General features: G+C 46.0%; 14 protein-coding genes. All 14 read left to right on the top strand.

From position 1 onward, the window contains the following. Nucleotides 1-8 precede the first annotated feature (8 nt). The 14 genes from MFMK1_RS13580 (at nucleotide 9) to MFMK1_RS13515 (ending at nucleotide 14,716) form a co-directional block, all read left to right on the top strand. Entirely contained in the window at nucleotides 9-1,160 is a 1,152-nt protein-coding gene (locus MFMK1_RS13580; protein WP_366922231.1) for an iron-containing alcohol dehydrogenase, read from the top strand. 30 nt (nucleotides 1,161-1,190) lie between these two features. After that, on the top strand, nucleotides 1,191-1,955 hold the full coding sequence (locus MFMK1_RS13575; RefSeq protein WP_366922230.1) for a glucose 1-dehydrogenase: 765 nt from the start codon (nucleotides 1,191-1,193) through the stop codon (nucleotides 1,953-1,955). A 93-nt stretch (nucleotides 1,956-2,048) separates the two neighbouring features. Next, nucleotides 2,049-3,356 (top strand): ABC transporter substrate-binding protein, encoded by a 1,308-nt coding sequence (locus MFMK1_RS13570; RefSeq protein WP_366922229.1) that lies wholly within the window; start codon nucleotides 2,049-2,051, stop codon nucleotides 3,354-3,356. 93 nt (nucleotides 3,357-3,449) lie between these two features. After that, nucleotides 3,450-4,340: a branched-chain amino acid ABC transporter permease gene (locus MFMK1_RS13565; protein WP_366922228.1), complete on the top strand. Its 891-nt coding sequence runs from the start codon at nucleotides 3,450-3,452 to the stop codon at nucleotides 4,338-4,340. Next, nucleotides 4,337-5,377: a branched-chain amino acid ABC transporter permease gene (locus MFMK1_RS13560; protein ID WP_366922227.1), complete on the top strand. Its 1,041-nt coding sequence runs from the start codon at nucleotides 4,337-4,339 to the stop codon at nucleotides 5,375-5,377. The genes MFMK1_RS13565 and MFMK1_RS13560 overlap by 4 nt, the downstream gene beginning before the upstream one ends. 4 nt (nucleotides 5,378-5,381) lie before the next feature. Further along, nucleotides 5,382-6,107 (top strand): ABC transporter ATP-binding protein, encoded by a 726-nt coding sequence (locus MFMK1_RS13555; protein WP_366922226.1) that lies wholly within the window; start codon nucleotides 5,382-5,384, stop codon nucleotides 6,105-6,107. Further along, entirely contained in the window at nucleotides 6,100-6,804 is a 705-nt protein-coding gene (locus tag MFMK1_RS13550) for an ABC transporter ATP-binding protein (RefSeq protein ID WP_366922225.1), read from the top strand. The genes MFMK1_RS13555 and MFMK1_RS13550 overlap by 8 nt, the downstream gene beginning before the upstream one ends. A gap of 17 nt (nucleotides 6,805-6,821) precedes the next feature. Beyond that, a complete protein-coding gene (locus MFMK1_RS13545; RefSeq protein ID WP_366922224.1) occupies nucleotides 6,822-7,580 on the top strand; it encodes an SDR family NAD(P)-dependent oxidoreductase in 759 nt (252 codons plus the stop codon). A 37-nt stretch (nucleotides 7,581-7,617) separates the two neighbouring features. After that, nucleotides 7,618-8,649 carry a zinc-dependent alcohol dehydrogenase gene (locus MFMK1_RS13540; protein ID WP_366922223.1) on the top strand — a complete coding sequence of 344 codons (1,032 nt, stop codon included), beginning with the start codon at nucleotides 7,618-7,620 and terminating at the stop codon, nucleotides 8,647-8,649. Nucleotides 8,650-8,760: 111 nt separating this feature from the next. After that, a complete protein-coding gene (locus MFMK1_RS13535) occupies nucleotides 8,761-10,455 on the top strand; it encodes an aldehyde ferredoxin oxidoreductase C-terminal domain-containing protein (RefSeq protein WP_366922222.1) in 1,695 nt (564 codons plus the stop codon). Between the two features lie 27 nt (nucleotides 10,456-10,482). Further along, the gene (locus MFMK1_RS13530) at nucleotides 10,483-11,355 is read left to right on the top strand and encodes a 3-hydroxyacyl-CoA dehydrogenase family protein (protein WP_366924947.1); all 873 of its coding nucleotides are present in this window, start codon (nucleotides 10,483-10,485) and stop codon (nucleotides 11,353-11,355) included. A gap of 70 nt (nucleotides 11,356-11,425) precedes the next feature. Beyond that, a complete protein-coding gene (locus tag MFMK1_RS13525) occupies nucleotides 11,426-12,559 on the top strand; it encodes an acyl-CoA dehydrogenase (protein WP_366922221.1) in 1,134 nt (377 codons plus the stop codon). A gap of 105 nt (nucleotides 12,560-12,664) precedes the next feature. After that, nucleotides 12,665-13,450, top strand: coding sequence for an enoyl-CoA hydratase/isomerase family protein (locus MFMK1_RS13520; protein ID WP_366922220.1), 786 nt, complete (start codon nucleotides 12,665-12,667; stop codon nucleotides 13,448-13,450). Between the two features lie 57 nt (nucleotides 13,451-13,507). Further along, nucleotides 13,508-14,716, top strand: coding sequence for a thiolase family protein (locus tag MFMK1_RS13515; protein ID WP_366922219.1), 1,209 nt, complete (start codon nucleotides 13,508-13,510; stop codon nucleotides 14,714-14,716). The last annotated feature ends 52 nt before the right edge of the window (nucleotides 14,717-14,768 follow it).

Below are 14,768 nucleotides of genomic sequence, written 5' to 3'. Positions count from 1 at the left end.
CCTCAATTATGACGATATCTTTTTTTAAAAACCCTACTGAGATTATCTATGGCCAGGGCAGCATCGTCGAACTGGGGGATATTTGCTCAGGTCTCGGGTCAGCAAAAGTCTTAATTGTTACCGATGCTGGTGTAGTGAATGCAGGCTTATTGGAAAAAGTAAAAAAACCGTTGGAAGAAAAGGGTATTGCTATTCAGATTTTCAGTGACGTTGAGCCTAACCCATCTTTGGAAACTGTAAATAAAGGCTTGGCCAAACAAAAAGATTTTGGTGCAGAGGTAATTGTAGCCGTGGGTGGGGGAAGCCCCATTGACGTAGCCAAAGGAATTGGCATTTTGGCTACTAATGGCGGAAATTTGTTGGACTACGAAGGGGCAAACAAGGTTAGTAAACCTGCCTTACCCATTGTGGCCATTCCAACCACTGCGGGTACTGGCAGTGAAGTTACTATTTTTGCCGTTATTACTGACCGTACCCGGAAATACAAGCTCACTGTGGCCAGCCCCAACTGCGCCTGCAAGGTAGCATTATTGGATCCGCTGCTCACTGTTTCCATGCCGCGGCAGTTGACAGCATCTACAGGAATGGACGCATTGGTACATGCTATAGAATCCTACACATCATTAATGGCTTATCCGATTTCAGAGGCCCTGGCGCTGGAGGCCATAAAGCTGATAAGTGGTAACCTCCGTCAGGCAGTTTATAATGGCAATAATCTGGAAGCCAGGGATAAAATGCTAATGGGTTCGCTGCTGGCCGGTATGGCGTTTAATAACACTAGGTTAGGTAATGGTCATGCCATGAGTCACCCGTTAGGTGGTTTCTTCGATATTCCTCATGGCATTGCCAATTCCATTCTCATCCCCCATGTGATGGAATTTAATCTTTTCGGAAGCCCGGAGAAGTTTCTAAAAATTGCTGAAGCCATGGGTGAACCCATGGCCAACTTGACACAAATGGATGCTGCCTACCGGGCGGTGATTGGCGTTAAAAGGTTGATTGCCGATGTGGGCATACCCAACGCATTGTCTGAAGTGGCAGTTACGGAGGATGCATTTGAGCCCATGGCCCAGGATGCCATGAAGAGCGGAAACATTCAAGTTAACCCGCGTGAGACAAAATTGGATGATGTGATCAATATTTTCAAGAGGGCGTATTAGACTTAAACAGCAGCGTGAGGGAGGGATTTAATGGTTATAGACAGACTAAGGTTAGATGAAAAAGTTGCTTTGGTAGTGGGCGGAGGCCGGGGTTTAGGCAAAGGTATGGCTGAAGCATTGGCCCAGGCCGGAGCGGATGTAGCCATAGCAGCTCGCACGTGGGATCAGTTGGAAAGTACGGCGGAGGAACTAGAAAAATTTGGCATCAGAGCTTTGCCGGTTACCGTGGAGATGCAGTCGTTAAGGACAATACAAGAAATGGTGGATAAGGTAGTAAATCATTACGGTCAGCTCGACATCTTGGTTAACGCATCGGGCATGAATATTCGTAAACCGGTGACAGAAGTTAACGAATCGGACTGGGAGCAATTGATGGCAGTGAACCTAAAAGGACCGTTTTTCTGCTGCCAGGCGGCGGCCAAAGTAATGATTGAACAAGGCAAGGGAAAGATCATCAACACGGCGTCCCTTACCAGTGAATTGGGGTTTCCTAACATGAGTATGTATGGAATCAGCAAAGGCGGTATCAGTCAGATGACAAAAGCAATGGCTGTGGAATGGGCACCATTCAAAATCAATGTGAATGCTGTGGGCCCGGGTTACTACCGAACCCAAATGACAGCGCCGTTATTTAATAACCCTGACAAATTACAGGGATTGCTTGACCGCATACCGCAAAACCGTACCGGTTTACCCCAAGATTTAGCGGGAGCGGTGATACTCTTGGCCTCTCAAGCCGGAGACTACATCACTGGCCAGACAATATATGTTGATGGAGGTTGGCTGGCCGGTTAAAGGATTTCAAAAGGAGGGGGTTAAACGGGCAAAAATCACTTAGTAAGATGTTGCTTCAATAAGAAAATGCAAAACAAGGAGGTTCTAAAAAAGATGTTAAAAAAAGTTTCCTGGCTGCTAGTGCTAATAATGGTGTTTAGTATTGTTTTGACAGGCTGTGGTGGCGGCGGAAGTGATACGGCACCTGCTCCTAGTAAAGATCAAAGTAAAGATACCGCTGAGAAGGAACAGCCCAAAGAGCCGGTAAAAATCGGTACGCTTTATCCTATGAGCGGTTCCATGGCCTTATTAGGTGAAGAAAGTTTCCGGGGTGCCGAACTGGCACGTCTGGTAAGAAACGAGCAGGGCGGTTTGTGGGGTCGACCCATTGATTTTGTTAAGGCCGATGCTCCCGATGCTAATGCAGCTCAGGCGGAAGCAGATCGCTTAATTACTAAGGAAGGAATGGAGTTAATATTGGGCTCCTTCTCTAGTTCCTTGTCCTTCGCAGCATCTGAAGTTGCCGAGCGTAATGGTGTATCTTACTGGGAGTTAGGTGCTATTTCTGACCCTATCACCGAACGGGGCTTCCAGTATTTGTTCAGAACAAATCCTACTGCTGCTACTTTTGCTAAGGTTGAAGTGAAATTTATCAATGAGGTTGTGGCTCCTAAGCTGGGTGTTAACCCCGGCGATCTAAAAATCGCTATTGCACACGAGGATTCTCTCTACGGCAGCACTGTAGCCGGGTATATTGAGGAGTATGCTAAAGAAGGCGGATTGTCGGTGGGATTGGTTCAGCCTTATAATTCTAAAGCTGTTGACTTGTCTTCGGTAATTATGGGTTTGAAAAAATATGACCCCGACGTTGTTTTGGCCATTTCCTACATTACAGATGCCATCTTATTCTGGCGTCAGGCTAAAGAGTATGATTTCAGTCCTAAAGCCTTTATTGGTACAGGTGGAGGCCATACTATGAAGGACTTCCAGGATGCCTTGGGAAGCGACGTTAATGGTATTTTCAACGTAGACTTTACTCAATATGCCGTTAACAGGGACTTTACCCCGGGCATGGACGAATTTATTGAACTATACAAGAAGACTTACGGAGAGGAACCACGTTCCGGACACTCCGTTGCCAATTACATGGGTGCCATGGTACTGTTTGATGTATTAGAAAAAGCCGGTTCTATGGATCCCGATGCTATTCGCAAAGAAGCTTTGGCCTATGAAAAAGAGTTGGGTACTACTCCCACTGGCTGGGGCGTGAAATTCAATCCTGAAACCGGTCAGAATGAGCTGGGTGAACCCTTTGTGCTGCAGTGGACTGAGGATGGCTTGGTCACCGTTTGGCCCGAAGGTGCTGCTGTAAAAGAACTTACATTCCCCATGCCAACCTGGCAGGAACGTGCTAAGGAATAACTAGTATTTTACAGGGGGGGAACCATCCGGTTTCCCCCTATTTAAGAATTCATCTCGGTTTGGCATGAAGCAATGCGCAAAGGAGTGACATAAATGGCGATAAATTTTATGCAAGTAATAATTTCCGGCCTGCTATTAGGCGGAATTTATGCGTTAATTAGCATTGGGCTCACCATGATTTTCGGAGTGGTGCGGATTGTTAACTTTGCACACGGGGAATTTTTGATGCTGGCTATGTACGCCACCTTTTGGATGTTTAACCTGTTTCAGTTAGACCCCTATGTGGCTGTTTTTATAGTGACCCCGCTGTTATTTTTAATAGGTGTCCTTGTTCAGCGGGTATTCATTCAACCAATATTAAATGCTCCGGCAACCGTTAAAATATTTTCTACGTTAGGATTGTCCATCGTCCTGCAGAACTTGGCCTTGATGTTTTGGAAAGCGGACTATAGAACAGTGCAGACATCCTATCAAACTTCGGTGATAAATTTGGGAACACTGGTAATTAGTTATCCGCGGTTGGTGGCATTCATTGTTGCCACGGGCATAAACATTGCTCTATTTTTTTTCTTTAAACGTACTTACATGGGTAAAGCTATACGTGCTGTAGCCTTGGATCGGGGAGCAGCAATGCTGATGGGTATTAACGTTTACAATATTTATTTACTGGCATTTGGTTTAGGTACTGCCTTTGTCGGTATTGCAGGTGCTTTATTGATGCCAATTTACTATGTTTTTCCTACCGTAGGTTCCCTTTTTATATTGACAGCTTTTGTTGTCGTAATCCTTGGTGGAATGGGCAGCGTATTGGGTGCCTTTATTGGCGGATTGATAATTGGTCTTGTAGAAGCTTTTGCCGGTTTTTATCTTGACCCCGCCTTAAAAGAAGCAGTATATTTTATAATATTTATCCTGATTTTGGTGTTAAAGCCAACCGGGCTCTTTGGTTTAGGTAGAGGATCAGAGGAGGTGGGTATGAGGTGATATTACGATTAATAAATACTGGATCCCGCAAGGGAATGCTGGTCGCGTTCATAATGGCAGTGTTATTATTGCTGCTTCCTTTGGCAATGAAGAACAAGTTTTATCTACATGTAATGATATTGGTATTCTTTTACGCTGCTGCCAGTGGCGCCTGGAACATCATCGGCGGTTACGGTGGGCAACTTTCATTGGGCCACGCCGCTTTTTACGGTTTAGGTGCCTATACATCTACACTACTATACTTACATTTTTCCCTTACACCTTGGCTAGGGATGTTGGCGGCCGGATTGCTTTCCGTAATAGTTGCCATTGCTATAAGTTACCCTTGTTTCCGGCTAAGAGGACCCTTTTTCGCCCTGGCGACACTAGCCTTTGCGGAAGTAATGCGACTAGTATCAATATTTTGGCGGGATTTGACTGCTGGATCGGTGGGCCTACTTATTCCATTCAAACCGGGCCTGGCTAACCTTATATTCCGTGGTAAAGAACCCTACTATTACATGGCACTGGTGTTAATGTTGATAGTACTTACAATATCCTTATGGATTGAAAACTCCAAATTTGGCTATTACCTGGAGGCATTGAAGGAAGATGAAGATGCCGCTGAGGCTTTAGGGGTGCGGACTACTAGGTATAAACTGCTGGCAGCATCCTTATCAGCATTTCTTACAGCGCTTTGCGGTGTATTTATGGCACAATATATTCTCTTTATTGAACCAGAAGGTGTATTTAACATGAACTTATCCGTCCAATTGGCACTGATTCCTGTGGTGGGCGGTATTGGCAGCGCTTGGGGGCCAATTATCGGGTCTTTTTTACTGACACCGTTGAATGAATTTTTGCGCAGTTGGCTAGGTGGAGATTATAACGGCTTAAATTTCGTACTGTACGGCTTGATTTTAATTACCGTGGTAACCTTGATGCCCGACGGTATTTATACATCGGTAAAGAAGTTGATTACACGCAGGAAGCCAGGGCAAGATTTGCAGAATAGACATGGTAAATTAGCGGTAAAAAAACAACAAACAAGGGGGTGAGGAGATGTTGTTACAAGTTGATAGATTAACTAAGCACTTTGGCGGCTTAGCTGCGGTAAACCGGGTTAGCTTTAATATTCACGAAGGAGAAATTCTAGGATTGATTGGGCCCAACGGTGCTGGGAAGACTACCATTTTTAACCTTATTAGCGGTGTACACCCTCCTACCTCTGGTACTATCAAGTTTCAGGGTAACGACATTACTAGGGTTAAGTTACCTAGCAAATTATGTAAACAGGGCATTGGCCGTACTTTTCAGGTGGTAAAGCCCTTTGGCAACATGACGGTTTTAGAAAATGTGATGGTAGGAGCTTTTAACAGGTTGAACCACTTGGGGCAAGCCCGAGAACAGGCACTTGAGACCTTGGAATTTGTAGGTTTAGACCACCGCCGGGACATATTGGCAAAAAGTTTGACCATTGGAGACCGTAAGCGGTTGGAATTGGCCCGAGCTTTGGCAGCCAAACCTAAAGTATTACTGTTAGATGAAGTAATGGCGGGTCTTAACCCCACTGAAGTAGCTGGGGTTCTTCCGCTTATTCGTAAGATTAGAGACAACGGCATCACCATTTTTATGATTGAACACATCATGGCGGCAATCATGAATCTTTCCCACCGAATTGTTGTGTTACATCACGGTGAGAAAATTGCCGAAGGTACTCCTGAGGAGATAACCAAAGATAAAAAGGTAATTGAAGCCTACTTGGGGGAGGAATCGTACCTTGCTTAAACTAGAAAGCGTTAACGTAGCTTATGGTGATGTTCAAGTATTGTGGGATGTTTCTATGGAAATCAAACAGGGGGAAATAGTGGCCCTCGTAGGGGCCAACGCTGCCGGTAAGACTAGCACCATCAATACCATTTCCGGTATTAGTAAACCTTTATCTGGTTCAATTACCTTTGAGGGGAAGCCCTTGCATGAGATGCCCGCCTACGAGATTGTAAAATTGGGCATTGTTCAGGTGCCTGAAGGCCGCCGGTTGTTCTCCCACATGACCGTATTGGAAAATTTGGAATTAGGAGCGTATACATCCCAAGCCCGTAAGGCAAGAAAAGAAAGCCTGGAACTGGTGTTTGAGCTGCTACCGGATTTAAAGGCAAAGAAAAACGACATGGCCGCTTCGTTAAGTGGTGGGCAGCAGCAGATGTGTGCAATTGGCAGGGGCTTGATGGCAAAGCCCAGGATTTTGATGATGGATGAACTATCCTTAGGGCTTGCACCGATGTTGGTAAAGCAGACTTTCGAAATAGTTAAGCAGATAAATCAGCAGGGTACCACTATTCTTCTGGTTGAGCAAAATATTCACCAATCCCTGCGCATTTCACAATCCGCTTATGTTTTAGAAAACGGCAGAATAGCTTTATCCGGCAAAGCTGACGAACTAATTACTGATGAAAGGCTGAAAACGGCATACTTAGGTATGTAATGGGAGGAGGGCTAAATATGTTAACTAAAAAGGTGGCGTTAGTTACTGGCGCAGCTAGAGGATTGGGTAAGGCTATCGCTGAGGCGCTCAGTGATGCCGGTGCGGCAGTTTGCCTTAACGATATAGACAGTAACTTGTTAGAAAGCACCGCTGCTGGCTTAAAGAAAAAGGGTAGAAAAGTGATGGTATCGGCAGTTGATGTTGCGGATCAGGAGAAAGTAGAGAATATGGTCAGTGAAACCATCAATCGCTTTGGTCGCCTTGATATCTTGGTAAATAATGCAGGTATATCCCCAAAAAGGGACGGCCAGAAAATCCCCTTTATAGATATGCCAAAGGATGAGTGGGCACGGGTGTTAGATGTAAACCTCAACGGCATGTTTAACTGTTCCCAGGCTGCTGCCAGGGCAATGCAACATCAGGGTGGCGGACATATTGTTAATATCTCTTCGGTTTCCGGCCGTCTTTATACTGCCTTGACTGCTTGTCATTACATTACTACCAAGGCAGCAATCATCGGGTTTACCCGGGCGCTGGCCGGCGAACTGGCGGAGCACGATATTAAGGTTAACGCCATTGCACCTGGAAGAATCAACACCGAAATGGTCAAAATGGTGTCATTTGAAGTGAACCAGAAGTTTAGAAATCAAATACCTTTGGGCACATTTGGCGAGCCGCATCATATTGCCCAGGCAGTGACCTTTTTGGTTTCCCCTGCCGCCGAATATATGACCGGAATTACTTTGGATATTAACGGCGGTATGTTTATGAACTAAGCGGTGCGATGAAGACGTTATTGTAAGGAGGATTGTTATGAAAGCCGTTAGGAAAATAGCAAGGGCGCCGGGGGAAATGCAGGTAGCAGATGTTCCGCAGCCAGATTTGCAGCCCGGACAGCTACTGATTAAGGTTGGTGCTTGTGCCGTATGCGGCAGTGATCTGCATGCCTATAATTACGACCCGGGATATGAATTTATTAAAGTACCTGTAACCTTGGGACACGAGTTTAGTGGTACCATTGTTGAGGTCGGACCGGGAGCAACGGAATGGCAACAGGGGCAGCAAGTGCTTGTGGAAGCTACTCATTATTGCGGTAGCTGCCCTCAATGCCATCTGGGCAGGACAAATACGTGCGAAAACTTTCAGGTATTGGGCTTACACAAAAACGGGGGAATGGCCCAGTATGTGGCGGCAGATGTTAGGTACGTACACCCGCTGGAACCGGGACTGGACTTAATTCAGGGTGCCATAGTGGAACCTGCGTCAGTGGCGTTGCACGGAGTAGTGGATAATAGTAATATCAGTCCCGGGGATGTGGTCTTGGTGTCCGGGCCCGGGGTAATCGGCATATTAGCTGCCCAAGCGGCCAGGATAATGGGAGCAGGCATGGTGGTGATCTCCGGTACATCAGCGGACGAAAAGGTGAGATTGACATTGGCCCGGCAGATGGGATTTGAAACCATCAATGTGGCCAATGAGACTTTGATTGATGGTCTCTTCAGGTTAACCGGGCGTAATGAAGCAGATGTTGTAATTGAATGTTCCGGTAATGCTTTGGCGCTGGAGGATTGTCTGGCAATTCCGCGTAAAGGCGGGGCTTTAACTATTATAGGTCTTTATCCGGGTCCTTCCCAAATATTTATTACCCCGGTGGTACGGAAAGAAATTATCATCCGTACCAGTTACTCCTCCAAATGGGTAAATTATCGGCAGGCAATGAATTTAATAGCCTCCGGCCGACTGGAGGTCAATCCACTTATAACTAAATATCCACTGCAAAAAGCTTTGGATGGTTTTAACGCTGCACTGGAGAAGAAAATCGTCAAAGCAGTTTTGGTCCCGTAACATTGGTGATAGAAGATATACAGGGTTGTAACATTGGCAGGAAGCGTTGGTTGAGGTATTCGCTTTCTCCATGCATGCGTACACCTGTAAATATTGTTAGGGGTGAATTATGTGGAAAAGTTTATAAGAGTTAACATGACCGACCTGACCATCAGTGAAAAGCAGGCACCGGCAAAATATCGTTATTTAGGAGGTCGAGCGCTAACTTCCCAGATAATTCTGGATGAGGTAATACCAAACTGTGAACCTTTGGGAGAATTTAATAAATTGGTGATAGCGCCTGGTTTATTGGGAGGTACCACGCTATCCAGTTCCGGACGGATATCCATTGGTGCAAAAAGTCCCTTAACCGGAGGCATAAAGGAGAGTAACGGTGGAGGTAACACTGCACAAAAGCTGGCAAAAATGGGCTTCAAAGCAATTATTGTGGAAGGTTTGGCCGAAAACGATAAGTTCTTATTGGTCATTGAAAAGACTGGCGCACATTTAGTTCCAGCAGGGGATTGTGCCAGTCTGGGAACTTATAAACTGGTGGAAAAGCTAAGAGAAACATATCATGGCAAGGCTGGTATTATTGCTATCGGTCCCGCCGGTGAAATGTCTCTTGCTGCAGCGGGTATAACCAATACAGATAAAGACGGTAATCCTTCCCGTTACTGCGGACGGGGTGGTCTGGGAGCGGTGATGGGTTCCAAAGGTTTAAAAGCAATTATTCTTGATGATAGAAATGTCGATAATGTTAATTATGATAATGAGAGTGAATTTAAAAGGTTGGCAAGTGAGCTAAATAAAAATTTACAAGATAATAATGTGGTAAAAACCTATAGAAAATATGGTACGCCAGCGATCCTTGATTTGGTACAGGAATTGGGAGGACTGCCAACCAAGAACTTTAGCCAAGGCAAATTTGACAGGGCAGACAAGATTAGTGGTGAAGCTATGTACGATACTATTATAGCCCGGGGCGGCAAAGGCAAGCCTAGCCATAGTTGTATGCCCGGTTGTCTTATCGGTTGTTCATCGATTTACCCGGACAGTAATGGCGAAGTGTTGGTTGCGCCATTGGAATATGAAACTATTGGTCTAATGGGCTCTAATTTAGTCATTGATGATTTGGATGCCATTGCTCGGATGAATTACCTATGTAATGATTATGGGTTAGACACTATAGAAATTGGTGCTGCTTTAGGGGTAGCAATGCAGGCTGGTCTGGCCGAATTTGGCGATAGTAAAGCAGCGGAGCAGATGGTAAGAGAGATTGGCAAAGGCACAGTATTAGGCAGAATGTTCGGTAGCGGTGCCGCCATTGTCGGTAAAATAATGGGAATAACCAGGGTGCCGACAGTGAAAGGGCAGGCTATGCCGGCATATGACCCCAGGGCGGTGAAGGGAAATGGTGTTACTTATGCCACGTCACCGATGGGGGCGGATCATACTTCCGGAAACTGTATTCGAGGAAAAAATCCCCATAGTCCTGAAGGTCAGGTTGATTTGTCGGCAAATTCACAAAAAATGATGGCTGCCTACGACAGTCTCGGCTTGTGTGTGTTTGTTGGCGCTGCGTTCAACAGTCAGCTAGAAAAGGTGGAACAACTTGTGGCTACAAAGGCCGGTAAAGAAGCAATAGAATCATTTTTAGAATTTGGGGAAGCGGTGCTGAAGAGCGAACGTAAATTCAACCAACTGGCAGGGCTAAGCTGCAAAGATGACCGGCTGCCGGAATATATGAAATATGAAAAATTGGGACCTAATAACCTGGTGTTTGATGTTTCTGACGGCGAACTGGATTCAGTAGGTTATCTGTAAGTACTTAGAGGAGGAAATATGGTGAGTATTGATAGGATTCTCGTAATAGGGGCAGGATTAATGGGAAGTGGTATTGCCCAAGTAGCTGCTCAAAGCGGCATAAAAGTATGTATGCACGATGTTGATGAAGCATCCCTGGAAAGGGGACTGAATAGCATCAAGTATTCCTTGGGTCGCTTTGTAAAAAAAGGAAGGTTCACCCTGGATGAGAGGGATGAAATCTTAAATAGGATTGAAGTCACTACTGACCTCGGTCGCAGTGCTCAGGCACAGTTGGTGATAGAGGCGATTTTTGAAAACATGGAATTAAAGCAGAAAATATTTCGGGAACTAGACAAAGTATGCCCAACGAAGACATATTTCGCTTCAAACACTTCTGCCTTGTCCATCACCGAGTTGGCATCGGTGACTGGGCGCCCGGAAAAAGTCATCGGGATGCACTTTTTTAGTCCGGTTCCCATGATGAAGCTCCTGGAGATAGTAAAAGGAATGCATACCTCAGAAGAAACAGTGAAGGTTGCTGAAAGAGTAGGCAAGCGTATGGGCAAAGAAACAGTGGTTGCCAAAAGGGACTTTGGCGGTTTTCTGCTAAATCGTATTGCCCTTCCTTACAGTAGGATGGCAATTGTTGCCCTTACGGAAGGAGTAGGCACGCCTGAAGACATAGACAAGGGTATGCGATTAGGTTTCGGGATGCCTATGGGACCGCTGGAGTTAGCGGATTTAACTGGGATAGATGTATTGCTTCACGCCATGACTGCCATTTATGAGGATATCGGCGATGAAGCATTTTGCCCACCACCGCTGCTTAAACGTATGGTGGATGCCGGGAGGTTGGGGCGGAAAGTCGGTTATGGTTTTTACAAGTACGCTGAAAACGGTAAGAAAATTATCGATTGAAAATCTAACATGTCACTTTCGGCTGTTAAAGGGTATAAATTCCACCTAACAGTCAAGGAGGTTAAATCAAGTGCCGGTATATTATAGTGAGGAACAACTAATGGTTAAAAACATGGTTCGGGACTTAGCGCACAATGAATTCGCGGAAAAAGCAGGGGAAGTTGACCAACTGGGGATATTTCCCTGGGATAACATCAAACTGATGGCCGAACACGGTCTCCTAGGGATTAATATCCCAGAGAAATACAGTGGCGCCGGTAGTGACACAGTGTCTCATGTTTTGGCAATTGAAGAAGTTGCCCGGGTGTGCGCATCTACTTCAGTTGTGTTGACTACGCAGGCTTTGGTATTGGCCCCGCTGATGATAGCAGGAACCGAAGAACAGAAGCAAAAATATGTTACACCAATGGCCAGGGGTGATGTGTTAGGGTCTTTTTGCCTGACTGAACCCGGTGCCGGTTCAGATGCAGGTTCCATAAAGACCTTAGCAGTAAGGGACGGCGATAATTATGTTATTAACGGGCAAAAGTGCTTCATAACCAACGCCGGAGAATCCGAGATTTACGTTGTAGTGGCAAAGACTGACAAGGATAAGGGGCACCGTGGTATCAGTCTTTTCGTAGTGGAAAAAGGAACTCCGGGCTTAACTTTTGGCAAGAAAGAAGATAAGATGGGTATCCGGGGTTCAGTGACCCGGGAAGTGATTTTTGAAAATTGCTGCGTCCCTAAGGAAAATTTACTGGGAGAAGAGAATATGGGCTTTAGGATTCTTATGCAGACTTTAGACCACACCCGTACCGGTGTAGGGGCCCAGGCCCTGGGGATTGCTCAAGGTGCTCTGGACGCTGCGGTTAAATATGCTGGGGAACGGGTGCAATTTGGTAACACGCTGAACTCCTTTCAAACCATACAGGTGATGCTGGCGGATATGGCTACACAGGTGGAAGCAGCCCGCCTGCTGGTACATCAGGCAGCCTACGATTTGGATGAGGGTAAAGATATCACCCGTATTTCTTCCATGGCTAAGCTCTGTGCATCGGATGTGGCTATGCAGGTGACCACCGATGCGGTGCAGGTACTTGGCGGCTACGGCTATATCAAAGAGTATCCAGTGGAACGTATGATGCGTGACGCTAAGATAACTCAGATCTATGAAGGGACCAACCAGGTGCAGCGGTTAGTAATTGCTAAGACGTTGTTTTGAGGTTTCCCATGGGTGAAACTAGTTTGGCCTTTAAACTACTAGAATAAGCCCAAGCGGCACGGCACTAGTTATTGCCTAATGTAATATTGAAAGGGGTAGTTTCAGTTGGGCGAAAAAAAACTTGTTAACTTAACGGTGGATGATGGTGTAGCCATTATTATTATAGATAATCCTCCGCTTAATGTTCTCAATAAAGAGGTTGTGGCCTGTTTAAACAGCTGCCTGGAAGAAATTGAAAAAGATAAAACTATTGTTTCCGTAGTAGTTACTGGTACCGGGGAACGGGCATTTATGGCCGGTGCAGATATCAAAGAATTCTTAGAACTTAATGCGCCTGGCGAAGCTGCGGAATTAAGTAACAACAATCACTGGGTATTTAGTCGTTTAGCGGATTTACCCCAACCTACTATAGCAGCATTGAATGGATTGGCTTATGGCGGGGGCTGCGAATTAACCTTATGTTGTGATTTGAGGGTGGCAGAAGAAGACGTAAAGATAGCACTGCCGGAAATTAACTTAGGGTTGTTTCCCGGGGGAGGAGGTACCCAGCGTCTGTCCCGTCTTATCGGCTCCAGCCGAGCAAAGGAAATGATGTTTTTCGGGGAACCGTTGGGAGCCCAGGAGGCTTTAAAGTTAGGGTTGGTTAATAAGGTAGTATCTAAGGGTGAGGCGTTAAACAAATCAGTAGAACTGGCTAAGAAGTTAACAACTAAGGCCGGAAAAGCTCTTCAAGCAATAAAGCAGGCAGTTGATCAGGGCACTGAACAAAGCATAGCCAACGGCCTCACTCTGGAAATTAAACTATTTGATAACGTTTTCCAGACCGAGGACGTAAAGGAAGGTGTTAACGCTTTCTTGGAAAAAAGAGGGGCCAACTTTAAGCATCGATAGTTATTCCCAATTAATTAGCTTATTCTAATCAGAGGATTGAAAGGAGAAATAGAAGTTATGGGAGAGAAGGAAGTAGTAATTGTCAGTGCCGTACGAACTCCTTTTGGTAAATTCGGCGGGTTACTTAAAGACATCCCCAGCATAGACCTGGGGGCTATGGTAATAAAAGAAGTTCTTAATAGGGTTGATTTACCCGGAAATGTTCTGGATCAGGTTTTTTACGGAACCTGTATCCCTGCGGAAACCGGCATCCATACCAATATACCGGCCCGCCAGGCTATGTTGAAGGCCGGCTTACCACCGGAGACGTTGTCCTTAACCATAGACCGGGCCTGCTGTTCCTCCATAACAGCGGTGCAGTTGGCGTATCAGGCCATAGTTTCCGGGGTATCCCAGGTGGTATTGGCTGCGGGGGCGGAGAACATGAGCCGTACACCACTCTTAGCTACAAAGGCCCGCTGGGGCCAGCGTATAGGGGATTTGACCTTAATTGACCCTTTATTTGAATTGGGATACAAGGAATTTAACCCGGTGGCGGTAGATGCCGGGGAGGTAGCATTAGAACATGACATCTCTAGAGAAGACCAGGATCTTTGGGCTTATAACAGCCAGCAGCGCTATGCCAAAGCGGCTGCCGAAGGCAAGTTTGAGGACGAACTGATGCCGTTAGCGGTCCCACAGCGTCGTGGTGAACCGTTCAGACTAGAAACTGATGAGTCACCCAAGCCCGATACCAGCTTGGAAAAGCTTAGCAAATTACCGACAGTCTATGGCAGCCCCACAGTTACCGCCGGTAATGCCCCTGCACTAAGCACCGGAGCCTCAGCTATACTATTGATGACAGAAGAAAAGGCTCAAGAATTAGGATTTACCCCATTAGCTAAAGTTAGGTCGATTGCCAGCATAGCCCTAAAACCGAGGTTATTGGCCGAATCACCGGCTCCGGCGATCAGTAAAGCCCTGACCAATGCAACTTGGGAATTAGATGATATAGATTTAATCGAGATAAACGAAGCTTTTGCAGCAATGCCTCTAGTCGCCAGCACAATCTTAGCCAACGGTGACAAGCCAAAAATAGAAGCGCTGCGAGAAAAAATTAACGTTAATGGCGGGGCAGTAGCTATGGGCCACCCCGTGGGAGCAAGCGGCGCAAGAATTCTGATGACCCTTGTTTATGAACTACGCCGGCGGGGTGGTGGTAAAGGAGTAGCCGCTATCTGTGGCGGCCTGGCTCAAGGAGATGCCGTAGCAGTGGAAGTGGTTTAATTGGATTTCAAGTGTGGGGTATACGCCCCATAGATCTCCTTTTTTATATGTG

It is taken from the genome of Metallumcola ferriviriculae, assembly GCF_035573695.1.
Taxonomy (GTDB): Bacteria; Bacillota; JADQBR01; order JADQBR01; family JADQBR01; genus Metallumcola; species Metallumcola ferriviriculae.
Note: the sequence above shows the minus strand (reverse complement) of the source record. Positions and strands in the feature narration are given on the sequence as shown.